This is a genomic window from Arcticibacter svalbardensis MN12-7 (assembly GCF_000403135.1).
GTDB lineage: Bacteria > Bacteroidota > Bacteroidia > Sphingobacteriales > Sphingobacteriaceae > Arcticibacter > Arcticibacter svalbardensis.
Genome location: NZ_AQPN01000084.1, coordinates 60,892 through 84,555, shown reverse-complemented (window position 1 = coordinate 84,555; position 23,664 = coordinate 60,892). Strand labels below are relative to the sequence as shown.

26 protein-coding genes are annotated in these 23,664 nt (G+C 37.1%); 15 read left to right on the top strand and 11 right to left on the bottom strand.

Features of this window, described 5'->3' with window-relative positions; genetic code table 11:
- On the bottom strand, positions 1-251 hold a 251-nt coding region (locus ADIARSV_RS22575), incomplete at its 3' end, for a hypothetical protein (protein WP_235048403.1).
- A 465-nt stretch (positions 252-716) separates the two neighbouring features.
- A complete protein-coding gene (locus ADIARSV_RS11085; protein WP_016195610.1) occupies positions 717-1,478 on the bottom strand; it encodes a hypothetical protein in 762 nt (253 codons plus the stop codon).
- Positions 1,479-1,826: 348 nt separating this feature from the next.
- Between ADIARSV_RS11085 and ADIARSV_RS11080 the strand changes: the two genes are divergently transcribed.
- From ADIARSV_RS11080 to ADIARSV_RS22570, 5 genes are all read left to right on the top strand, one after another.
- Positions 1,827-2,192, top strand: coding sequence for a helix-turn-helix domain-containing protein (locus tag ADIARSV_RS11080; RefSeq protein WP_016195609.1), 366 nt, complete (start codon positions 1,827-1,829; stop codon positions 2,190-2,192).
- A gap of 137 nt (positions 2,193-2,329) precedes the next feature.
- Positions 2,330-2,836 (top strand): Crp/Fnr family transcriptional regulator, encoded by a 507-nt coding sequence (locus ADIARSV_RS11075; protein WP_316929509.1) that lies wholly within the window; start codon positions 2,330-2,332, stop codon positions 2,834-2,836.
- A 382-nt stretch (positions 2,837-3,218) separates the two neighbouring features.
- Positions 3,219-3,605 (top strand): NmrA family NAD(P)-binding protein, encoded by a 387-nt coding sequence (locus ADIARSV_RS22165; protein ID WP_016195607.1) that lies wholly within the window; start codon positions 3,219-3,221, stop codon positions 3,603-3,605.
- Between the two features lie 11 nt (positions 3,606-3,616).
- The gene (locus ADIARSV_RS11065) at positions 3,617-4,219 is read left to right on the top strand and encodes a hypothetical protein (RefSeq protein ID WP_200864744.1); all 603 of its coding nucleotides are present in this window, start codon (positions 3,617-3,619) and stop codon (positions 4,217-4,219) included.
- A gap of 23 nt (positions 4,220-4,242) precedes the next feature.
- Positions 4,243-4,374: a hypothetical protein gene (locus ADIARSV_RS22570; RefSeq protein WP_016195605.1), complete on the top strand. Its 132-nt coding sequence runs from the start codon at positions 4,243-4,245 to the stop codon at positions 4,372-4,374.
- On the opposite strand, the gene ADIARSV_RS11060 is transcribed toward ADIARSV_RS22570, so the two are convergent.
- Genes ADIARSV_RS11060 through ADIARSV_RS11050 form a run of 3 tightly spaced genes read right to left on the bottom strand, consistent with a single transcriptional unit; the run spans position 4,371 to position 5,895 of the window.
- Positions 4,371-5,354, bottom strand: coding sequence for a type II toxin-antitoxin system HipA family toxin (locus ADIARSV_RS11060; protein ID WP_016195604.1), 984 nt, complete (start codon positions 5,352-5,354; stop codon positions 4,371-4,373). The two genes, ADIARSV_RS22570 and ADIARSV_RS11060, sit on opposite strands and share 4 nt — an antisense overlap.
- On the bottom strand, positions 5,351-5,680 hold the full coding sequence (locus ADIARSV_RS11055) for a HipA N-terminal domain-containing protein (protein WP_016195603.1): 330 nt from the start codon (positions 5,678-5,680) through the stop codon (positions 5,351-5,353). The genes ADIARSV_RS11060 and ADIARSV_RS11055 overlap by 4 nt, the downstream gene beginning before the upstream one ends.
- The gene (locus ADIARSV_RS11050; RefSeq protein ID WP_016195602.1) at positions 5,677-5,895 is read right to left on the bottom strand and encodes a helix-turn-helix domain-containing protein; all 219 of its coding nucleotides are present in this window, start codon (positions 5,893-5,895) and stop codon (positions 5,677-5,679) included. The genes ADIARSV_RS11055 and ADIARSV_RS11050 overlap by 4 nt, the downstream gene beginning before the upstream one ends.
- 234 nt (positions 5,896-6,129) lie before the next feature.
- Here ADIARSV_RS11050 and ADIARSV_RS11045 point away from each other — a divergent pair, with 234 nt between their 5' ends.
- The 4 genes from ADIARSV_RS11045 to ADIARSV_RS11030 all read left to right on the top strand — a co-directional run bounded on the left by ADIARSV_RS11045 (position 6,130) and on the right by ADIARSV_RS11030 (position 11,362).
- Complete coding sequence (locus tag ADIARSV_RS11045; RefSeq protein WP_016195601.1) at positions 6,130-7,998, top strand: CocE/NonD family hydrolase; 1,869 nt, start codon at positions 6,130-6,132, stop codon at positions 7,996-7,998.
- Between the two features lie 56 nt (positions 7,999-8,054).
- Positions 8,055-8,951 carry a bestrophin family protein gene (locus tag ADIARSV_RS11040; protein ID WP_083936566.1) on the top strand — a complete coding sequence of 299 codons (897 nt, stop codon included), beginning with the start codon at positions 8,055-8,057 and terminating at the stop codon, positions 8,949-8,951.
- Between the two features lie 55 nt (positions 8,952-9,006).
- Positions 9,007-10,383, top strand: coding sequence for an aspartate kinase (locus ADIARSV_RS11035; protein WP_016195599.1), 1,377 nt, complete (start codon positions 9,007-9,009; stop codon positions 10,381-10,383).
- A gap of 76 nt (positions 10,384-10,459) precedes the next feature.
- Entirely contained in the window at positions 10,460-11,362 is a 903-nt protein-coding gene (locus ADIARSV_RS11030) for a prohibitin family protein (RefSeq protein WP_016195598.1), read from the top strand.
- 118 nt (positions 11,363-11,480) lie between these two features.
- Here the strand turns inward: ADIARSV_RS11030 and ADIARSV_RS11025 are convergent, their stop codons facing one another.
- The 6 genes from ADIARSV_RS11025 to ADIARSV_RS11000 form a co-directional block, all read right to left on the bottom strand.
- Positions 11,481-11,906, bottom strand: coding sequence for an SRPBCC family protein (locus tag ADIARSV_RS11025; RefSeq protein ID WP_016195597.1), 426 nt, complete (start codon positions 11,904-11,906; stop codon positions 11,481-11,483).
- Between the two features lie 11 nt (positions 11,907-11,917).
- On the bottom strand, positions 11,918-12,313 hold the full coding sequence (locus ADIARSV_RS11020; protein ID WP_040299807.1) for a DoxX family protein: 396 nt from the start codon (positions 12,311-12,313) through the stop codon (positions 11,918-11,920).
- Between the two features lie 205 nt (positions 12,314-12,518).
- Positions 12,519-13,448: a bestrophin family protein gene (locus ADIARSV_RS11015; RefSeq protein WP_040299805.1), complete on the bottom strand. Its 930-nt coding sequence runs from the start codon at positions 13,446-13,448 to the stop codon at positions 12,519-12,521.
- Between the two features lie 23 nt (positions 13,449-13,471).
- Positions 13,472-13,951 (bottom strand): hypothetical protein, encoded by a 480-nt coding sequence (locus ADIARSV_RS11010; protein WP_016195594.1) that lies wholly within the window; start codon positions 13,949-13,951, stop codon positions 13,472-13,474.
- Between the two features lie 238 nt (positions 13,952-14,189).
- Entirely contained in the window at positions 14,190-15,557 is a 1,368-nt protein-coding gene (locus ADIARSV_RS11005) for a HAMP domain-containing sensor histidine kinase (RefSeq protein ID WP_016195593.1), read from the bottom strand.
- On the bottom strand, positions 15,547-16,242 hold the full coding sequence (locus tag ADIARSV_RS11000; RefSeq protein WP_040299804.1) for a response regulator transcription factor: 696 nt from the start codon (positions 16,240-16,242) through the stop codon (positions 15,547-15,549). Before ADIARSV_RS11000 ends, ADIARSV_RS11005 begins: the two co-directional genes overlap by 11 nt.
- Positions 16,243-16,681: 439 nt before the next feature.
- Here ADIARSV_RS11000 and ADIARSV_RS10995 point away from each other — a divergent pair, with 439 nt between their 5' ends.
- The 6 genes from ADIARSV_RS10995 to ADIARSV_RS10970 are packed head-to-tail and all read left to right on the top strand — an operon-like array spanning position 16,682 to position 23,638.
- Positions 16,682-18,889, top strand: a complete 2,208-nt coding sequence (locus ADIARSV_RS10995) for a glycosyltransferase (protein ID WP_016195591.1) — start codon at positions 16,682-16,684, stop codon at positions 18,887-18,889.
- A 14-nt stretch (positions 18,890-18,903) separates the two neighbouring features.
- Positions 18,904-19,656, top strand: a complete 753-nt coding sequence (locus ADIARSV_RS10990) for a glycosyltransferase (protein WP_016195590.1) — start codon at positions 18,904-18,906, stop codon at positions 19,654-19,656.
- Between the two features lie 15 nt (positions 19,657-19,671).
- A complete protein-coding gene (locus ADIARSV_RS10985; protein ID WP_016195589.1) occupies positions 19,672-20,319 on the top strand; it encodes an FkbM family methyltransferase in 648 nt (215 codons plus the stop codon).
- Positions 20,320-20,371: 52 nt separating this feature from the next.
- Positions 20,372-20,983, top strand: a complete 612-nt coding sequence (locus ADIARSV_RS10980; RefSeq protein ID WP_016195588.1) for a DUF4255 domain-containing protein — start codon at positions 20,372-20,374, stop codon at positions 20,981-20,983.
- 22 nt (positions 20,984-21,005) lie between these two features.
- Positions 21,006-22,046, top strand: a complete 1,041-nt coding sequence (locus ADIARSV_RS10975) for a hypothetical protein (protein ID WP_016195587.1) — start codon at positions 21,006-21,008, stop codon at positions 22,044-22,046.
- 14 nt (positions 22,047-22,060) lie between these two features.
- Positions 22,061-23,638, top strand: coding sequence for a phage tail sheath family protein (locus tag ADIARSV_RS10970; RefSeq protein WP_016195586.1), 1,578 nt, complete (start codon positions 22,061-22,063; stop codon positions 23,636-23,638).
- Positions 23,639-23,664: the final 26 nt, after the last annotated feature.

Here is a 23,664-nt window from a genome sequence, read left to right as displayed (position 1 = left end):
TTATTGTAATAGACGCCTAGTAGTATTAAAAAAATAGGTACGATACTTAAAAGAATTATAATTATTTTATATCTCAGGCGCTCGAATTTCCAATCGAATATCAGATTAGGTAGTGAATAAGTTAAATGTGTGTTCAGCTTATGAAGCTCTAATTGAACTTTTTGCGCTAAAACTGAATTGTTGGAAAATAATTCAATTAGTGTTCCTCTTTCTTTTAGAATGCCTTCATTAAATGTTGGGGAATGTAACATTGAGTAGAGGTACTGCTGCCCTATTTTAGATTTGCATCTATCAATCTTTGAGTAGATCTCATCAAGGTTTAAGTCGGACGCAGTTCTACTGTCTAACGATTGTTTTTTAGCATCAGGCGAGCGGGTGTGGTATTTTGCTATTCGGCTAAAGTCTCTGAAGCAGATTCTCTCTTTGCCCCAGTTTCCTTTGATACCTTTGATAATCTTGGCTCGTTTCCACCGTGATAATATTATTATGCTGGATATACAGACCAAGCTAAGGATAAAAAGGATTATATAACCTTGGTAATTATCGATAAACATCCTTATATTATATGTAAGAGCTTCATATGCTCAAATGTGCGAAAAAGAGAGCAACATCAGTAAACTAATTTCCAATAATTAATGCCTGGAAATTAAATTCAGAGATAGAATATGAGACTTGTGATTTTCTGTTTAACACAAAATCAGTTATATGACATAAAATTATGGTTTTTGCTTACGCAGAATGTTTATTGCAATCAAGTATGGCATTAGTAATGTAAATGCCGGTATATAGGACAAATAGTTAATAACGTTAAGCGGGGCAGGTACAGAACCAGGTAAGAAATTAAACAGTGAACACAGGCAGGCAACAGTAACATAAGCAATGCAGGAACCTTTTGATAATATTCTGGATACTCGTAACGCAAGAGCAAAAGCAGCGGTTGACAGGTAAATAAGCGCAACTTCTATCATCCGGATCAGGGTAAATGCTTCTCCTAATAGCTTGACCCATTCTGGTTTCGTTGTTGATTCCGGAGCGGTATAGGTTGCAAATATGTAAGTTAGAAAATAACCCCAATAAACCATATTAATGATAAAAAACGGTATTCCTAAGCTAATAAGCAGTAACCCAATTCGAGAATATTTGTCGCCTTCTTTGTTTTTTAAATAATTATGTAAATAATAAAATCCTTTATATACCAAGAGCCCACTAATAATTAAAATGGTATATCGGGCGATTTGTTCATTAGACAAAGCTGCCCATTTTATGGCAGTTTCTGGAGGAGGCCCCATACCACCAAAGATAGCTATGAAAATCCAGGGTAGTATTAAAAGCCAAGTTGAAGTGCGTAGAGTTCGATCAACTTTGCCTATAAGTTTACTTGTCATAAATGCCATTAACAAGGCGTTAAGAAACCACAGAGGTATATACAATAGAACATTGACATGCCCTACTATAAAAGCCAGTGCAGTAGCGACCATTGGCACTAGGAGTAAATATGCAAAGCTGATATTTCGCCAAGTAAATTTCAATGTAAATGAATTTAATTAATACAAATAGCTGATTAGATGTTCATAAATTTAGTTTTTTTTGATATATAATAGGTATAAGCAAACTTTTTAGGAATATTTTATTTTTAGTGAAGAAAGCTTTCAATCTGATTACTCCATAGATTAGGAATGAAATAAATTTAGATATTCTAAAATTTATTTAGATTTGTAAAAAAAAATCAAGAGCTTGGTCGTAATTAGCTATGGTACCTTAAGAGATTTTTTCGAGAAGCATGCGGACGCGAAAGATGCGCTCAATCTAAAAGAGTTCATCAACTGATGAAAGAGATAAAGAACAACGCTGATTACCAAAAAGTAATGGCTGAAATTGATGGTCTGATGGCCAAAGGAAGTGGTAATGTGTCTAAAGAAGAACTTAATAAAATTCGTATGCTTGCGCAAAGTGCACAGGGTTACGAACAGGGCAAGTATGAAGTTGAAGCACCTACTTCGTTGATTGGTATGATCGAGATGCGCATGTTTGAAATGAAATTAAGACAGAAAGACCTTGCGAAAACGCTAAATGTTAGCGATGCTAAGCTTTCTCTGATCATGAACGGTAAGCAAAAGCCTGGCGTTGATTTCTTAAAAGCTCTACATCAACAGCTTCATATAGATGCAGGCTTTATATTGGAACATGCATGATTGAGAATTTAATTTGACATTCCCCCTGTTGACGGGGGCTAAATTTAAATGGCATCCGATGTTTGAAGTCTTTTTTTCTCATATCCTAACAAAAGTATCGCTTACTGAAGAGGAGAGGGAAACTGTAAAAACTTTTTATTCCTAAAAAGCTTCGGAGAAAACAGTATCTGCTGCAGGAAGGTGAGGTATGCAAATACATTAGTTTTGTGTCGAAAGGTTTGCTCAAATCTTATAACATTGATGATAAGGGTGTGGAACACATGAATATGTTTGCATGGGAAGGCTGGTGGACATCGGATATGAATAGTTTTTTGTGGGGTGAAAAAGCTTTTTTTAATATTGATGTACTAGAAGATGCTGAACTTTTAATGATCACTCTGGCTGATTACGAAGCAATGACTTTGAAAGTGCCTATCATGGATCGTTATTTCCGGATCCTTTTTCAGAATAGTATAGTTACTAAAGAGCGAAGATTAGTGAGCTCTACCACACACTCTGCGGAGGAAAAATATATGCAGCTGGTTGAAAGCAATGCTGTGATTTTTCAAAGAATTCCTCAGAATTTAATTGCATCCTACCTGGGCATCACTCCGGAAACTTTAAGCCGTATTAAGAATCATACGGCATCTCACAAACAATCGTAATTGACATAGATTATTGCATTTCTTATTTTAGATCAACTGCCAGCAGTATAGGAGGGGGTATCTTCGTGTCCAGATATTTTTACATCAATTACATTAATTATTATGTCATATACAAAACTTCCCAAGATATTGATTACCGGGACAACCGGGCAAGTTGGCAGCAGAACAATTAACTTCCTTTTATCAAATAAGGAAATTGAGATCGTGGCTGCGGTTCGCTCGCCATAGAAAGCAGCACCTTTTAAAGCTAGGGGAATTGCTACCGTCATCCTTGATTTTGATGATGAAAGTACACATTTACCTGCTTTTGAAGGGATTGATCGGGTTCTTATCTTTACTGGGTATACCGTTGATATGTTGCGTCAGAGTAAGGTGTTATTGGATGACGCTAAAGAAAGCTGGGGTAGAACATGTAGTACATTTAGGGGCATGTGGCCGTGACGATACGACCATTGCGCATTGGGCATGGCATCAGCTGGTAGAAAAATATATTGAGTGGTGTGGTTTTACGTTTACGCATTTGCGTCCTGAAACTTTTATGCAAAATGTGTTAAGTTATGGGGGTAAAAGAGTGATTAATGATGGGGTGATTCAGCATTATGTGGAAGATGCGCGTTTGAGTTGGGTAGATGTAAATGATGTGGCCCAGGTAGCTGCTTTGGCATTGGGGCATCCGGAAGTGCATGCTGGTCAAACCTACAGGTTAGGGTACGACGCGATATCTTTTGGTGAAATGGCAGCATTGATGACTTCTATCTATCGTGGGTAAACCCTTCCGTTATGAAGCTCTTGCTCCTGAGGTATTTCTGCATGCTATGGAAAATGCTGGTGCATATCAAATTATTTCAGACCATGAAGTTAACGCAATATTGTATTTTCATTTTATTCTTTTCAAGTTGGGGATTTTCCTATGCTCAGACTTCTGTTATAAAGATTAAAAAGGGTGAGAGTTGGTATGGAGGCTTGGTAAATGAAGCCCATAAGATGCCCTTTAAGGATGGTTATTCTTTTAATTTATTTGCCAATACAGGTACGAACCAGGCATCTCCATTATTGCTTTCAACAAACGGCAGGTATATATGGAGTGATGCTCCTTTCGAGTTTACAGTGAAAGGCGATCAGTTGTTGCTTTTAAATGCTACAGCACCTATTTTAATAGATTCTATGGGGCGTACATTAAAAGAGGCTTATATTAAAGCTAGTAAAGATCATTTTCCTTCAAAAGGGATATTGCCTGATACGCTTTTATTTTTCAGACCTCAATACAACACGTGGATTGAATTGGTTTACAATCAGAACCAGACTGATATTATTAAATATGCTCACGACATCATCGCTAACGGTTTTCCTACTGGCGTATTGATGATTGATGATAATTGGTAGTTGCTCCAGTGGTTAGTAAAGACATGAAGAAGTTGGTTTACTTTCCGAAAGGGAATTGGAGGAGTGACAAGGGGGAAATTATAAAAGGTCCGAAAAGGGTAGAGCAGAGTGTGGCTTTGAATAGGCTGCCTGTTTATGAATTGGTTAAGGATTAATTTGTCAAGTGTTTCAATCGACCTTGATAGGACTGCCAATAGTTTCTTTTTGTGCTGTCATTTAGGAAAGAAGCAGTTACCAGTTTTTCGACTAAGTCTGATTTTGATAACATCAATGTCCTTATCGCATTGAAAGCCTTTTCACTGATTCCTGAAAGTTCTGCAAGTTTGGTAAATTGAGAACTTATTTTTCCCTGAGCTAAATTTTTAGGTAAAAGTCCTTCATCTAACGCAAAGTCTTTGTCTTCAATATGAATGCGGCTATTTAGTAAATCATAAGCAGGACTTAGTCGGTAATCTCCCATTGGTGTTTCTAATAAGGAGAAGTTTTTATAGTGGGCATCTCCGTTTGAGAATAAATAATTGAATACTACGGTTTTGAACAGTTTCGGCGCTTCTAATTTATAAGTAGACAAATAGGTCTGTATGAGCTGAAATAGCTCTAAATAATTCCCCTGATATTTATAATGCTCACCATGTGTTTGAGGCGTTTTACCGGCTAATGAAGCAAAATCATCCTGAGCTAATTTTGTTCCGTCATCCTTTGTGTCAAAACGTTTGGTTATGTAAGCTGGGGCGCCATTTTTAAAAAATATTAATGCATTTTCAGCGGTTTCTATTCCATAGACCTGACGGGCAATTTGCATGGTTAGATGCTCGTTAGCGGGCATTTGGTCCGGCTTTTTACCGAAGCTGGGAATTGGTTTTAGAATGTAAGTGCCACGTTCCCCTTCATTAATCAGCCTTAACTTGTTTTTTTCAAGCAATACAGAAAATTTTTCCTGTACTCCTGAAATAGAAATGCTTTTTTGATTTTCTTCAAAGAGTTCATCGGTTTCTGGATTGGATGCTGGTGAATCGTAAGGCAATACATGATGTACCTTCTTGCCTTGAAATACTCTATTCAAACAAGTTCTGCTATAGGTATTAAAACCTGCAGCTAGTGTACCAGGACAATGTGTTATTTCAGGGATACTCATTTCGTTTCTATTTTAACGACTCTGATGGCACCAATACTGTCATGCCTTGCAGTAGTCATCAGTAAACCGAAGTAATCATTCAGGTCGATTCTATTGAGTTTACAAGCTACTTGTTTGTTAGATCCTTCAGGCAGCATATTGTAAAAAAATGGGAATAAGATTTTTGAATTATATTCTTGTTCGCTTTTGGGCAAAGTAAGACTTATAGCGGGCTTGTCATTGTCTGCCATCCAGGCATCATGGTAACGGAATGTAAACGAACTGTCATCATGTTGAGTTAAGACACCAGCTTCCTCATCCCTAAATAAGACCTTCGCTTTTCTCATTTGTTAAGAGATACGTTTGTTAGTTTTAGAGAAACTTCCATACCTAACACTTCTAATATTTTTTGTAAAGTCAATAGAGTAGGGTTTCCTTTCCCGCTTTCAAACTGCTTTATGGTTCTTAACCCTACACCGGATACTTCTGCTAAGGTTTCTTGTGTTACTTGTAACACTTGTCTCCGCTCTTTTATCGTTTTAATAAGTTCTTCAAAGTGCATTATACGGCTCTTTAATATGTAAAAATACATAAATATTTTATAGTTTCATTAATAAGAGCAATAAAATGCACTATTTGATGATCTATATAGATAACTAGTTATAAATGTATAAAAAGTGCAATTTACTGCTCTATTTTGTGTTTAATTGTTTAGGTTAATCTGATAGAATATTAATATAATTTCAGTTAGACTATATTTCATTATTTCTGTACTTTAAAGGACTGAAATAACGGAATGAAGAAACTGCTCCTTTTAATGTTTTGTTTATCTGCCACTACTGGGTGTTTTTCCCAAAGAGGGGTTAACAAAGAAGACGCCGCTTATGTAAAAGCCAACTATACCAAGTATGAATATCAGATTCCTATGCGAGATGGTAAAAAACTGTTTACAGCGGTGTACGTGCCCAATGATAAGTCGCATCCGTATCCTTTTATGATGAACCGGACCTGTTATAGCGTATCGCCTTATGGGTTGAATGCTTATAGTACGACACTTGGGCCTTCGTCTCAATTTCTGCACGATGGTTATATTTTTGTCTTTCAGGATGTAAGAGGTCGTTGGATGAGTGAAGGAACCTATGAAGAAATGACTCCTCAACTGAACAAACATAAAAGCAATCAGGATGTGGACGAGGGTACGGATACTTTCGATACGATTGACTGGTTGCTGAGTCATGTTCCGAATAATAATGGGAAAGTTGGGGCTTGGGGGATCTCTTACCCTGGTTTTTATACTACTACGGCTTTGTTGAGTCGACATCCTGCTTTGGTTGCCGCATCTCCACAGGCACCAATTGCTGACCTATATCACGATGATGCCTTTCACAATGGTGCTTTTATGCTGGTTGCCAATTTTGGCTTTTATCCGTTTTTTACTAACCGTCAGGATGATAAGCCCACACAGCGTATTGCTCCGGAGTTTGATCCCGGTACCACTGATGGATACGATTTTTTTATGAAGATGGGTCCGGTTAAAAATACCAATGCGAAATACTATCAGGATACGATCCGGCTTTGGAATGAAATGCTGGATCATCCGGAATATGATCAGCATTGGAAGGAACGGAATGTTTTACCTCATCTTCATGATATTAAAACGGCGGTACTGGTTACCGGTGGATGGTATGATGCTGAAGATCTTTATGGAGCGATTCACACGTATAAAACACTGGCTAGAGAAAATCCAAAGACACCAGTGTATTTTGCTATGGGTCCATGGGTGCATGGTGGCTGGGCACGGGGGAACGGGGACCATTTAGGAGATGTCGATTTTGGAGGACCAACTGCTCCTTTGTATCGGGATAGTATCGAGTTTAAGTTTTTTAGTCATTATTTGAAGGGTACTGCGCTTGATTTACCACCGGTAAGTGTATTTCAGACTGGTAATAATAAATGGAAGAAGTATAATAAATGGCCACCTGCGGAATCGCATGAAAGGGAGTTGTACCTGTTGCCCGATCATAAGTTGTCATTCAGTAAGCCATCGGCAAAGGGAAACAGTTATGATGAGTATATTTCTGATCCGGCTAACCCTGTACCCTTTCTAGCTGGGAAAAGTATGGATATGGATCGCGAATATATGACCGCTGATCAACGCTTCCTCCAGGATCGTAAAGATGTGTTGAGTTACCAAACTGATATGCTTGATGAAGATGTTACGCTGGCAGGGAATATCATGGCGAACCTGAAGGTGTCGACTACTGGAACTGATGCGGATTGGGTGGTAAAGGTGCTTGATGTTTACCCGGATAGCGCTGTAAACAATAAATGGACAGGACGGGGAGTGCAAATGGCTGGGTATCAGCAAATGGTACGCAGTGAAGCAATGCGTGGTAAATACCGAAATGGGTTTGATAAACCTGAGCCTTTTGTGCCAGGAGAGGTAACTGCTGTGGACTTTGAGCTGCAGGATGTGTTACATACCTTTAAGAAAGGTCATCGGATTATGGTGCAAATTCAAAGTACCTGGTTTCCGTTGATTGATCGTAATCCACAAACATTTGTAAATATCATGAAGGCTCAGGAAAGTGACTTTAAAAAAGCCACACATCGTGTGTATACCTCAAAAGACCACATCAGTTTTCTAAAGGTGAAGGTATTATAATTGAATTTTTGGTATACCTATCCATATATAGATAATGATTTGTAATTTCGTATTGAATGGTTCTAGAAAATAGTTATAGGGTTGCAAAAATATTTCTTTCCACCTGGCGATGGCTTGTTTTTTATTTAATACTCTCGGTTAGCATTTGCGTTTGTTATTTGGAGTTTGGAATTAATTTCTCTTTCCCAAATGGTGAGGTTGGGATGATTGGCACGGCATTGTCAATCCTGATGGGTTTTAGGGTGAATTCGGCCTATGAAAGGTGGTGGGAAGCACGTACGATATGGGGCTCTATTGTTAATAATTCAAGGAGTTTAGCAAGAGAAGTAATTGGTTTTACAAGTTCGGGAGACCATGCATCTCCAGATGCGCAACAGATGATTCATCGGCAGATTGCTTTTGTTCAGGCGACTACCCGTCAATTGCGGAGACAACAGGGAGCTATTTTCCTTCGAACGCTGGTGTCAAATAAAGAATATAGTATTCTGGATAAAAAGCAACATCTCCCAAATGCCTTATTGTTGCTTCATATGCAACAGTTAAAGGAACTTTATGAAAAGAAGCAGATTACAGACTTTGTTTTTGTTCAGTTGGAAACGATCCTTACTGAACTAACGAACAACCTGGGACAAGCTGAACGGATTAAGAATACCCCCTTTCCTGTTCCTTACTCTTATTTCTCTTTTATTCTGGTTCATATCTTTGCCTGCTTTTTCCCATTTGGTATGGTCGAAGAGTTAGGGTATCTAACAATTCCTATCAGTCTGATCGTGACCTTCATCTTTTTGGTAATTGAGCAAATTGCCGTTGAAATACAGGATCCATTTGCATCAAAGGATAATGATACGCCAATGACTACCATTAGTAAAAGTATTGAGATCAATTTAAGAGAGATGCTCGGGGAAGAGGATTTGCCTATTCAGATTACACCGAAGACCGGTGTGCTGATGTAAATTTTTATTAGCACACTCTTTTTAAAAGAGGGAAGAATATCATTTTAAAAAAAACATGTTTACAGTAGAGAAGATAGGCGGCACATCCATGAGTGCTTTGCAAGATGTTATCAAAAATATTATTTTATTTGAACGTACAGGTGACCAGTTATATAATAGAATATTCGTGGTGTCTGCCTTTTCGGGAGTAACGGATCTGTTGCTGGAGAATAAAAAGACCGGAGAGCCGGGTGTATATCACCGCATAGCCAAGTATCAGGATTTTCACCGTCCTTTAAAAAATCTGATAGTCAAGTTAAAATCGATTAATAAAAAGTATGCTAAACTGGGTCTTGACCTTCCAGTTGCTGATCTGTTTATTGAAAACCATATTACGGAAGCTCAAAAATACCTGGATAATCTGGCCAATATACTGGCATCAGGTTATGTAAGTAAGATAGGAATTTTACAAGCGGCAAGGGAGATTCTGGCTTCAATAGGGGAGACGCATTCTGCATTTGTTCTTAGCAATATTTTAGTGAATATGGGCATCAATACCCAGCTGATTGATCTGAGCGGATTTGGTGATCATCGGGCCTATACGATAGATCAGCGGATTAAACATGCTTTTAAAGACATTGATTTTGAGCAAACGATCTGCATTGTTACCGGTTATGCCAAAGGTACAGAAGGAATCATGCGCGAGTTTGACAGGGGGTATTCAGAAATTACTTTCAGTAAGATCGCCGAAATTTTGAAACCACAGGAAGCCATTATTCACAAAGAATATCACCTTTCAACTGCAGATCCGGCATTGGTAGGAATAGAGAATTGCAAACCTGTTGGTTATACCAATTATGATATTGCTGATCAGCTGGCTGATGTGGGCATGGAGGCTATTCATCCCAGGGCATCTAAACCTTTGGAGATTAATGGAATCCATCTGCGGATAAAAAATACTTTTGAGCCTTCACATCCGGGCACACTGTTTACCAGGGAGTTTATATCGGAACAAAAGCGTGTGGAGATTATTACGGGCACCGATAAATTGCTGATGATTGATGTTTACGACCCGTTAATGGTGGGAAATGTGGGCAGTGACCTTCAGATTATGCAAATGTTTTTTAATCATAACGTGAGTTATACTTTTAAAGCCACGAGTGCCAACAGTATCTCTATTGTGATATGGGCACGTGATTTTGATAAGAAGTTAATCAGCGAGCTAGAGGGTCATTTTGAAAAAGTTACGGTTGAAAAAATAGCGATGGTGTGCCTGTTGGGATCTAACATGGATGAGCCGGGTTTATTAGCTAAAAGTGCATATGCGCTTACTGAACAGGGTATTAATATTAAAAGTGCGGGTTTCGCGATGAGGAATGTAAATATTCAGTTTTTAGTGGCTCCTGAGCATTTTAAGATGGCTATTATCGCGTTAAATAGTACCATGGGATAAGTGAATATAATATATTTACTGTTCATCAATTAAATGAAAAAAACAGCTATGTTTACTGATATTTAAACCACATATCATGTTTTTTATCATTTTAGGTTTGCTCGTTATAACAGTAAGCTTTTTTGTAGCCCATGGCGACAGTCAGGCTGCCAGATTCAGTGGAGCGATCCGAATTATAGGTATTGTTTTGGCTCTTCTTGGGGCTTCTCTTTCCATGTTCAAAGTTGTAGATGCCGGTCATGTTGGCGTTAAAACACTCTATGGAAGGGTAGATGATGATGTATTATACAGTGGGTTGAATTTTATAAATCCACTTGTTGAGGTAACGATGTTTGATGTTAAAACGCAGAATTATACCATGTCCGGCAATCATGATGAAGGTAATAAGTCGGGAGATGATGCCATTAGGATCTTAACATCAGATGGGTTGGAGGTTACAATTGACCTTTCTGTTTTATTTAGTGTGCGGCCAAATGATGCACCTAATATCCTTAAGGAAATAGGGGATGATTATGTCGATAAAATTGTACGTCCTGTAGCGCGCACTGCTATACGTGACAATGCAGTATCTTATGAGGCTGTGGCTTTATATTCAACCAAACGTCAGGAGTTTCAGGATAAGATATTTAATGCAATTAATAAAAGCTTTGCTACCCGTGGGTTAAAGTTGGAACAGTTGTTAATTAGAAATGTGACTTTGCCCGAATCTGTACGCAAAACTATCGAGTCAAAGATTAATGCAGAACAGGATGCTCAGAAAATGCAATTCGTTTTACAGAAAGAAAGACAGGAAGCGGAACGTAAACGTGTAGAAGCACAAGGTATTGCCGACTATCAACGTATTTTATCTACCGGCTTGAGCGACAAACAGCTGGAATATCAATCGATCCTTGCTCAGAAAGAAATTGCTCTTTCTCCCAACACAAAGGTGATTATTATGGGGAACGGAAAGAATCCGGTGATATTGGGAGGGAACTAATTTCTCTATAAAACCAGGCAAATGAATTTTTGGCAGATAATAATTGCAATTGTAAATGCAGTATTGAGTAGCCATAAATGCTCAATTGTCTGGTTTTAGAATAATTTACCTTTATTGATTAATATGTTTCGGTATACTTTTTAAAGTTGTCTAAAATAGCTTGCCAACCGTCTCGTTGCATTTCAATTGTATTTTCCGTTTCAGCGTCAAACGTTTCAATCATTTTTGTATCGTTGCCATTGGCTATAAAAGTAATCTGCGCTGTTCTTCCGTCATCCATGGTGTAAGAGATCAGTTCGTTGGTTTTTACTTCATCATATTTACCTCCAAAGTTGAAACCGAAACTCCCATCTTTAGCTTCCATTCGTGAGACAAATCTTCCACCTACCCGCAAATCATTTTCAGCAAATGGGGTATGCCAATCGTCTGATGCATAACTCCACTTTGTGATATGTTCTGGTGTAGTCCAAAGGTCCCATACTTTTTCTATTGGAGCCTTAACTGTATTTTCTAGTGTGATTTTTGTTTTGTTTGCTGGTTCCATTTTTGTATTCATTAATATAGTTTGGTTTGTTCATTTATCATTGGCAGATACTTTTTGCGGTTTTCAATAATCACCCAAATGTTAATTGCAAATAGTACAAGCGCTATCGGCAAACCAGATGGCGCAATTAATAAATGAGTTAAAAGAATACCAATCATAACTGGAAAAATAACAATTGCACCGAGTGCTCTAAATTTATTTGTGATGAAAAGTACTCCTCCAACAATTTCAGCAACTGCAATAAGAGGCATTAACCAGCCTATTTGCATAAAGGCGGTCATTAATTTTATCATGTTTTCGGGCAAATCTTTAGGTACTGGCATGTAATTGAAAAATTTATTTAGTCCAGCATTAATGAACATGAGTCCAAAAAGTAAACATATGACAAATAGGATTTTCTTTTTCATGGTTTATGTTAATATAGGTTCATATTGATAATTAATTTAACATTTTTCAGAAAGTAAAGTTTGTGTAATTTATTCTAATCAATTGAATACTACTAATATACTGTTTTTTGGTGTGTAATATTTAGCCAGGCAGGAACCTTAGTTAAAAGAAAAGCCGCAAATTAATTGCAGCTCTTTCTTTTAATATTAAGGTAAAAAAAAAGTATTAAAGGATGTAATACACTTTTGATTTTGACACATAGCCGCCTGTAGCTGGTTCTTCATGTTTATAATTTTGCTTGAGCATTTGCATAATATCGCGTTCAATAGTACGGGATATAGTGGTGGTAGGCGTGTCAGTTGGCTTGTTTTCAAATGGATCCTGAAGATGTATAGCCATTTTTTCTATCAGGAAGAAGGAACTGGCAATAGCTATTACTACCGGTACTTCCACTACTCCAAAAAACTCTATCAAACCAAATGGCAACAGTATGATGAACAATATCAAGGCGAAATGGATATAGACACCATAGGTTGCAGGGAAAATAGTGTTTTTGATCCTTTCGCAACCACCCATTTCGTTTGAAAAGCGGGTAAGGGTATTGTCAAGTTCTACTTGCTGGTGTTTGTTGATCCAGCCTAACTTAAAAGCATTCCTAAGGTCTGTACCTTGCAATTCAAGCAAGGCAAGGGGTACATTGGAGTAATGCTTGATTTGTTCGAGATCTTCCTGACATAGCCATTTTTCAAGTCCTTTTATGGAGTCTTCTCCACGTAAGTGTTGGCTTAAACTATGAGACCAGGCTATTTGTCTTTTTGCCATACGCTCACAAAAAGCCTTTTCTTCAGCGGTGCCATAATGTGTATCAATAAAGGTAAAAAGTTGGCGGGTAAGCGTACGTGAATCGTTGACAATAGCGCCCCACAAAGTGCGGGCTTCCCACCATCTGTCGTATGCCTGGTTTGATTTAAAGGCCAATAATAATGATATAACAGTACCTAATATAGTAGGCACCGCAATGGGGATGGATATTCGGGTAATATGAAAATTGTTGTATAAAACGGCAATAAGCGTTGCATACAGAGTAACCATTATAATCTCGACTTTTATCTTCCCAAATATGTATGTAGCGGGTATATTCTCTTTTAGCAACATCTTTTTATTTTTTTATAGGTCAATTAAACACCGTTCATTTCCAATACCAATCTTTGTTCGGCAACTTGTTCAGCTTCTACATCGGTACCAACGGTAATAACTGGCAGTCCGCTTCTTTTTATCAATATGGATGGATCGATGCTCGATTTATTTAGTTTATATACTCCAAAATCGGATACATCAAGTATATGATTCACCTCATTGGCTTCTAAAAAATTGCGAAACATGCTGAGCGTACTACCGTATAAAAATTCAATTTTTAAATTTTTTATCTGCTGAAACTCTTTCTTTATTTCATAGCAGCACTGGTAAAATTCATCACTTATCAGTTCATATTCACGATTCCGTTTGGATAGACTCAGTAAGTCGCTTATGGAATCGGATAACTTAAACATGTGGACGAAGATGAAGTTTAGCTTCTCACCCTGAAATTGATTGCATACTGCCGGTATACAGTTTAATGCAGCAGGGTTGAAATTTGTTGGAACGAGTACTGTTTTCATAGTGTTACGTTTATCAGATTAAACTTTAATTATTTGTCTGATGCAATACTAGCTCGTACTCATTAAGAAGATTTAAGAATCTTATTAGAATATGATTAAAATTATAATTGATTTGTTTTAATTCTTTGTTCTGTAACTATTTGTTGTTTAGTGATTTGTTCAATAATTCGCATTGGTTCAGTTTATACTTATTAAAAAGTTATTAGAAAAATAAACACTTATTCCATTTTCTCTGACCTTATTGTTTTAGAACTGGCAAGAAGATCTGTATTTCGGTGCCCGATTTTTCTTCAGAAAGTATGCCTATTGAACCTTTATGGAGCCTGATAATATTTAGGGTAAGCGGCAGGCCAATGCCATGGCCTTCATAATCGCTGGTATTTGATGCGCGAAAGAAAGGCTCAAAAATGTGTTGCTGATCCTGAAGTGGAATGCCAATGCCTTTGTCAGTTACTGATATCATCAGGCGCTCATTCTCTACATTCAGCTTAATTTCTACGGGCTGATTTTTGGAGTATTTGCAAGCATTCATCACAATATTGCTTAAGGCTAGTTGCAGTAAGTTGATGTTACCTTCGGTATAAAGTTTGGTTTCATCTTCAGGCAATCCTGAAAAATTGATATCAATAATGCTTTCAGGTTCTATCTTTTTTGCTAGTGCAACCACATTCATTACCAATTCATCAACTCGTATAGTTTGCCAATTTTGTTTTTTACCATCAAAACCCGTTTGCGCCAGTCCTAACAGGCTCGCTAATATTTGTCCTAGCTTTTCCGCCTCGCTTAGTATAGTTTTTATTAATTGCTGAGTTTCAGGTGTGAGTTCTTTTTGAGAAAGCAGCAACTCTGTTTCTCCTGTAATAATGGTTAGTGGTGTACGCAATTCGTGAGATGCGTTGCTTACGAAATTGTTTTGTGTCTCAAACGATGTTTCCAGCCTGTTTAACATGTTATTGAATGTCTGCACCAGCTCTGCTATTTCGTCTTTTCCGTTGAGTTCTTCAAGCCGTAAGTGTAAATTATTTGCAGTAATGTTTTTTACTTGCTTCATAATTCCGCTTAAGGGGTTGATGGTATAGTAGGAAAATACGTTACCGGCAACAAAGGATAGTATTACTGATACGATAAAAAAGATGATGAGTATCCTGCGCAGTTCGGCCAATTCCTTAAATCCGTAAGGATCGGTAGCGGCTACTATAATAATATACTTGCCATAAGGTGTCTCAAAAAGCTCGCCTGCATAGAATTTATTGTCTTCATTGTAGCGGGCCTTAGCTTTTTTATTGATGATATCCTGGTAAAACTGATCTGGTAGATTCAATGGTTTTTTGAATCTGTTTCCTGCACCAGCTTCAAACTTAGTAATGTAGTCACGTTCGTTTTCAAGCTTTTCCAGATAATTGGTTCTTATTTCATGATAAGCGGCTGATTTTTCATTGGGATGGATCTTTATTTGAGCTGCGAGGTTTACACGTGCTTCAAGTCGTTCAAAAAAGTCCTCAAAACTAAATTCGGATACGAAATAAAAGATGGTGGCATTTAGCAGGATAAGCCCACATGTTGATATGAGGAAGAACAGCAGTGTAATTTTGGTTTTAATTTTCATGCTCCATTTCTTCCTTCATCATATATCCCATACCGAAAACAGTATGGATCAGCTTGATCTGGTTTTCGCTATCTACTTTTTTGCGCAGGTAATTTACATAAACGTCAACTACATTGGTGCCAATATTAAAGTCGATATCCCATACGTTTTCAAGTATTTGTATTCGTGACAACACTTTGTTTGTGTTTAGTATGAAATACTCCAGCAATCTGTATTCAGTAGCTGTAAGGGTAATGTTTTTACCATTTCTTTGGGCAGTCTTTGAATCTGTATTTACTTCAAGGTCGTTGATGAAAATACTTTTACTTGCTACATGCCCTCCACTTGTGCTACGGCGTACAAGGGTGCGTATGCGAGCTTCAAGTTCGGCAAACTTAAAGGGCTTTCCCAGGTAATCGTCGGCCCCACTGTTTAATCCTGTTACGATATTTTCGGTGCTGGAAAGTGCTGTAAGCATAAGAATAGCAATGTGCTTTTTTGTTTTACGGAGCTCTTTACATACCTGGATCCCATTCATGCCTGACAGCATAATATCCAGAATTATGAGATCGAAATTATGCCCGAGAGCCATTTCAAGTCCTGTATTGCCATCGACAGCTACACTTACTTCCATTCCGGCATCTGTTAAACCCCGTACTATTACTGAAACTAAACCCGGCTCATCTTCTACAAGTAATATCTTCATCGTGGTAGTGTATTTCAATAATTGTATTACAAGCTTCTATCTCATTAAATACTTCAAAAACGGTTGATCGCTTAAGAGAACCCAAATTGTTTACCGTAAACTTAGTAGTTTAAAGTAGGATACTGTTAATTAAGCTCACCATAAATTACAGTTTACAAAATGATGACTGTAATCTACTATTGTTCTAAAAGATTAGGGAGTATGGCTTTAAGAATAGGTATAGGCACCATTATATTAAGAAAGATGGTTAAAATAGTTATAATTAGCTATTGAGTTAAGTCAAGAAAGCAATTATATTTATATTTTGAAAACCAATTATAGAGGCTTTCAATTAAAGCTGGATATAGCTATTTGCAATAGGTTGTCAATGTGACAAACCATTAGCGAAGCTTTATTAATTGTCTAAAAATCCATTGCTGCTTTCTTTAATTCTATACGTATGAATGAGCTTCCACTGGTCTCTTGTGTGATGCCGACTTATAACAGGAGATCATTCATTCCACATGCCATAAAGTATTTTCTAAGGCAGGAATTTTATAATAAAGAATTAATTATAATTGATGATGGAACAGATTGCATTGAAGATTTAATTCCAAAGATTGACCTTATCAAATATATCCGCCTTAAAACTAAAATTACCCTAGGGGCGAAACTTAATATGGCATGCAGTCATGCCTCAGGCTCTATAATAGTGAATTGGGATGATGATGATTGGTATGCATCACATCGAATTAAATATCAGGTTGAGGAGTTGAAAAGAAATAATTCAGAAGTTTGCGGAATAAACAATCTGCTTTATTACGATATAACCAATAAGAAGGCTTTTGAATATAAGTACCCGTTAACTCAGCGTAAATGGTTGTTAGGAAGTTCGCTTTGTTATCAACGCTCTCTTTGGGAGAAGAATAAGTTTAAAGAGATAAATGTGGGAATGGATGGTTTGTTTGTGTGGGCCACAGCGCCTGAAAAAGTTACAGCACTTACAGATTTAACGATTTCTGTCCACATGATTCATGATCAAAATATTAGTGTAAAAAAGACTACTGGAGAGTGGTGGCACGATTACCCTGTGATGGATATTGAAAGGATAATGGATACCGATTTAAAACAGTATATTCATACTGATGAACCAGTTATAACTAGTAGTATTTCGCCTAAAACTACTCTTTTAAGTGCAAATCCAACAAAGCAGATTAAGAATGTGTACGCCTGTTTGGTGCATGAAAGTTTAGAGTGTGTAATTGATATGGTTCGGAATCTGCATTTCCAGGATAAATCATCTATCATACTGATTTTTAATAGTGAGCCTGGATTTAAATTAAGTTCATCCTCATTTCCATTTGACGAGTTTGGCGCTATTGTTAACCCCGTGGTTGTTCCGGTGAAACATGGTTACTTACATGATTTTGCATTGGAATGTATGCAGTTTGCCCTTGATCATTTCTCTTTCGATATTTTGACCATTGTAGATTCTGATCAACTAAGTATCCAATCTGGATATTCTGCTTTTATGGGCGATTTCTTTTCAGCAAAAAGCAATATAGGGCTATTATCCAATCGGCCTGAACGTTTAACTCCCAATGATACTGATGTATACACTTCGATACAAGCCTTTAAAGAATATGAGTTGTGGGAACCGCTTTTAAAAACATTTAAGGATGGCGAGAACAAATTTCTTCACTGGTCCTTTTGGCCCTCAACTGTATTTACATTCGATGCAGTAAAAGATTTGGTAAAGCTCTTTAAAACAAATATTCTGCTTCAGAATATTATGCAACGTACTAAAATATGGGCAACAGAAGAAATTATATTACCAACCATGGTTAGTTTATTGGGGTATGAAATTGAATTAAACCCTTGTTGTCCTGATTATGTAAACTACCAAAAAAGCTATTCAACACAGGAACTTGATCAGGCTTTTAACCATCCTCATGCCTTTTGGGTGCATCCAGTTTCCCGGAAATATGATGATGCAGTCAGGAAATATGCACGTAAGCAGTTAAATCATTATATACAAAAGCTTGAAGACAAGGAAGTAAACAATAATGATGAATTGTTTTTCCCTTTGGAAGCGTTGCATGAAATACAAAAAATTGAAGGATGGTTTAGTAATGCTGAAGCTGAGTTATTATTGGCTTGCGGTTTAAAAGCATGTAATCAATTTCCAGTGGCACAGGTAGTGGAAATAGGTAGCTATCATGGTAAGGCTACCGTTTTGCTAGGCAAAATTGCCAGATCGGTTTCTGATAAAATAAAAGTATATGCTATTGATCTGCATACTGGAATATTAGGTTCAGTGGATCAGGGCTTGCATCAATTTGCGCCTTCTCTTCCTTTTTTTAAAAGAAATATTGAAGAAGCAAAATTAGCTGATATAGTTATTCCGATCGTTAGTGAATCAAAAAATGTAAAGTGGGAGCTTCCAATATCTTTTCTGTTAATTGATGGTTTGCACGATTACTTAAATGTTAGCAATGATTTTACTCAGTTTGCAGCTTCGGTACAAATTGGTGGTTATGTCGCTTTTCATGATTATGCCGATTACTATCCAGACGTTATGGCTTTTGTTTCTGAATTAATCTCAAAAAAAGCTTATCAAAAGTTTCAGCAAGCCGACTCACTTTTGGTTTTACAGAAAATTAACTAAACGGCCATTAGATCATGACAAACCAACCTCATAACTTACCGGTATGGCTTTACTGGGAAGGCGATCTTCCAGCTTGGATTGGTGAATGTCAGAAAACAATTTTTGCACATACAAACAGCGTGCAACTACTGGCTGCTGAAGATTTCATTGGGTTGCGTGACATTGATCTTGACATTGACATTGAAAATTTATGTATTGCTCATCGTGCAGATTTCATAAGAGCTTTTTTGCTATATAAATATGGCGGACTATGGGTTGATTCAGATTGCATTGTATTGAAACCACTTCAGCCTTTATTGGACACTTTGAATTTTTATGAGTTTATTGGGTATCGCGAACGTTCAGGCGAAGTGACAAATAATTTTATGGGTGCATCTTTTAATAGTAGTATAGCTAAAGACTATTACCATGGAGTTTGCGAAATTTTACGTGGCGGTCAAACTATAGAGTGGTTAACGTTGGGTTCAAAAGCTTTAACTTCAATCCTGAATGAAAGTAATGCGCCTTGGTGTGAGTTAAAAGTAGCGGAAATACAGCCAATATGCTGGAGCAATCCTGGAGCATTTTTTCAAAAGGCAAGCGATCAGGTACATGAACTTTCTCTCGATCCCAGTTCTTATTGTTATATGGTTTCTGCAAATATGGTAAGGGGATATCTTGAACAACATCAGTATCCCAATTTACTCGATAATGATACTTTTTTTAGCTATCTGTTACGAGTTTCTGAAAGCAATAACAAACAAAACAAGCTTTACATAGCTGAATAACTAACCAAAGAGAAAATGAATGATCTGTCCAATATTGCCCACAGGAAAGACACTGATGATGATCGTTGGGTCATTCCAGAAGTGATTGAACAAGATATGTATTGTGTAAAAAGTTTATTGGCCAGCCTTGAACCTGCAGAACATAGCTATGTAATTGATTGTGGGGCCCATATTGGTGCATTCTCTATTATGTGTGCTCGTTATTTGAAAAATGTGGATGTGATTTCATTCGAGCCAAATCCAGATAGCTACTTTTATTTAAACCAGAATGCAAACATCTTTGGAAAAATAAGGCCACTTAATAAAGCAGTATCAATAGTTGATGGAACGTTAAATCTTTATTCTCCAGATCAAAGTGACTGGAGTGGAAGGTGGACCTCTTTACCAAACTTAAACGAATTTTTATTAGTAGAATCTATAGGGTTATTTTCTTTTATCAACCAATTGGATAAAGAAGTTTTCATACTGAAGCTTGATATAGAAGGCTACGAAGAGCTTCTTTTTGAAGCAATAGAACAGATCGATTTAAGAAACATACGCACCATAATCGTTGAAACACATACCGATAATTTTAACCATCAAAAGCTGAAAGATTACGGATACAGCCTCTTGTTTAATCCAAGTATTTCAGCGGCAAGACAGTTTGTATATTTAAGAAATTGAGGATTAAAATAGGCTGAGAAATAAAATTAATCAGAGCTTAAGCAAATAAAACATGTTACGCACAGCTATAGAGTTTTTATGTGATGAATTAAATGCTTACCTCAAACGTAAGGATACAACAAACTTCGGAAATGAAGATGTCGCTATGATTTCTTCTTTGATGAACCCTGACGGTACATTTGCGGTGGTATCTGATGGCGGTGATATCTCAAAGATTATTTTAACTATGGTTAATCTTGAAGAAGATCGTATTTTGGATTCACAGGTATCTTATCGAAAAGTTGACGATAAATATCAAGTTATCAATCCACCGATTAACCTAAACGTTTTTGTTGTTTTCTCAGTTTACACTAATAATTATGCTACAGCCTTGCGACTTTTGTCTTATGTGATTTCTTTTTTTCAAGGGAATCAGGTTTTTGATAGTGGCCAATACCCACACATTAATGCAAAAGTTGCAGATGATAAACCATGGCAAAAGGTTGGGCGTTTGTTAGTCAATCTTCATTCTACCACTTTTGAACAGCAGAATAACTTATGGGCAGCATTAGGTGCTAAATATATGCCCAGTGTAATATATAAGATCAGAACAATGAGTTTCATAGATCTCGAGCCTAAAATGGAGGCCCCACCAATTACAGAAGTCACCATTAGCGATAAATAAAATCGCCATTCCTTTTCCTCTGATGATAAAAATCAAATATAAAGCCCTGTTTGCCCTTGAGTTTGCACATACCTTTTATAAATCGGGTAAGTGCCCTGATCTTGTTATGCAACCATCCGCTAGCTGTGCAAATCTATTACAAGAGCTTGGTTTACGTTTTTTACCAAATGATTTTGGTGGTAAATTATACGCAAAGGTGGACAGTGCCGATATTATAAAAAATCCATTATCAGAAGGAACAAAATTTACCTTTTTGCTTAAACTCAAAAATAGATTGTTTGAAAATATAACCAATATAAATATGATCAAACCAGCTAACAGCCATTACTATTTTAATAATCTTATCCCAAATTTAGCTGTTACTGAGCCTCTGCTGGTTGCAAATACAACTACGAAAATAGTTTCAGATGCAGATTTGATTCCTTTTTTAGGCAATAGTTTTGCGTTTGCAGATGGCAATACTATCCCAACTGAAACGGGTAAGTTAGAATTTATAGACAGTGGGGAAAGCTTAGAGCAAACTTTAAATAACTCTGATAATGTATTTAACTTTTCATTTGATCTGAATAAATCAACAGGCGGAAGGGCACGATTCTTAATTGATGGGGTAGAAAAGACTAAGTTTTATGCGATTAAATCTGGTGAAATGTCTGATGTGTTTGGTTTGGTAGAGATTTTTTATAAAAGTAGCTTAACCAGCGAATATCAATTTCAGCAAAGTAATCATGCTATAAGTACAAAAAACTATAAAATTTCATTCACGAACCGCTCTACAAAATGGCGTTATATTATAACAAAACAGTTTAATTCTGCAATAAATTCGGTAACTGTAGTTAAAACGAATGGCCCATCTATAGATTTTAGTCTGCTGGGAAGCTCAGCACCTGGTAAGTTTATTCTTACTTCAAATACTGTGCTTCCACTTAAGGAAGAAATGATTACAGGTATAAAGTTGACGGATGATACTGATAAGGTGTTGATAGCCAACTTACCTAATCCGCCAATAAATCTCATAAAAACAGAAGGTTCTGATACTTTCTCAGATATTTTAATCACAATCTAATTAAAACTACCACAATGGCAGATGTATTTAAAACACCCGGGGTCTACATACGTGAGATTCCAACGTTTCCACCTTCTGTAGCTGAAGTTGAAACCGCAATTCCTGCATTTATCGGTTATACAGAAAAAGCAACTTTTAATGGAAAAGATCTTAAGCTTAAGCCACAGCGTATAAGTTCATTGCTTGAATATGAAGAGTTGTTTGGGCTGGCACAAAAAGAGACTGCAATTACTATAACCATAACGGATACGACTGATGCAGGAACCGTTTCACGAAATATTGGAATAACCAAAGATCCGGTAACAAGTTCAAGGTTTAGGCTTTATTACGGTTTGCAAATGTATTTTGCAAATGGCGGTGGTCCGTGTTATATTGTATCGGTTGGTCCTTATCCTAATGTAACTCCATCAGATGCCAATGTGTCTTTCAACGATTTAAAAGATGGCTTGGGTGAGATAGCAAAAGTTGATGAACCTACTTTACTGCTATTTCCAGATGGACCTTCTCTGGAAGCTTCACTTTATTATTCGCTTATTAATTTGTCACTTGCACAATGTTTACTCCTTCAGGATAGGTTTACCATTGTTGATGTAAAGCAGGTGTTAGATGCTCCTAATAAAATTATTGCATCATCAGAAGAATTTAGAAATACAGCTACATTAGGCAGTAATCTGGATTTAATGAAGTATGGTGCGGCCTATTTTCCATATCTTGAAACCACATTGAATTTTCGTTTTGAAGATAAGGATGTTAATATTGTTTACAAAACAGTTACTGGCGGTGTAGAGACAATAGAAACTAATGAAACACCAGGTAACAATGGGAACATTAGTTTGGCAACCCTTCAAAATCCACCAACAGCTCTTGCTGATTTAAAACCTTCTATACGGATCGGTTTAAATCTTCAAAGACCAGAACCAGCAGTGCCGACTTCGCCTGCGTCACCACCTGTAATTGCACCAAATACAGAGTTATATAACCTTTTAAAGCTGCAGTTGCAGAAAATTAACATTGTGATGCCTCCTTCAACAGCGGTAGCAGGTATTTATGCTGCTGTGGATAGTGCAAGAGGGGTTTGGAAAGCACCAGCAAATGTTTCATTATCCTATGTAAATGCGGCAGCCCTTAAAATTTCTCATCAGGATCAAATGGCTTTGAATGTTGATCCAACTTCAGGCAAGTCAATAAATGCCATCCGCTATTTTACGGGCAAAGGTGTCTTGATTTGGGGCGCAAGAACGTTAGCCGGAAATGACAACGAATGGCGTTATGTTCCCGTAAGGAGGTTCTTCATTTTTGCGGAAGAATCTATTAAAAAAGGCACAGAATGGGTTGTTTTTGAACCAAATGATGCAAATACATGGGTTAGGGTAAGAGCCATGATCGAAAACTTCTTGATTAAACAATGGAGAGCAGGTGCGCTGGCAGGTGCGAAACCAGAACATGCGTTTTTTGTACGAGTTGGCTTAGGTACAACAATGACAGCGCTTGATATTTTAGAAGGAAGGATGAATATAGAAATTGGTATGGCGGTAGTTCGTCCTGCAGAGTTCATCATTTTGAAATTCTCTCACAAACTTCAGGAATCATAATTAATCAGCTTTTAATCAAAAAAACA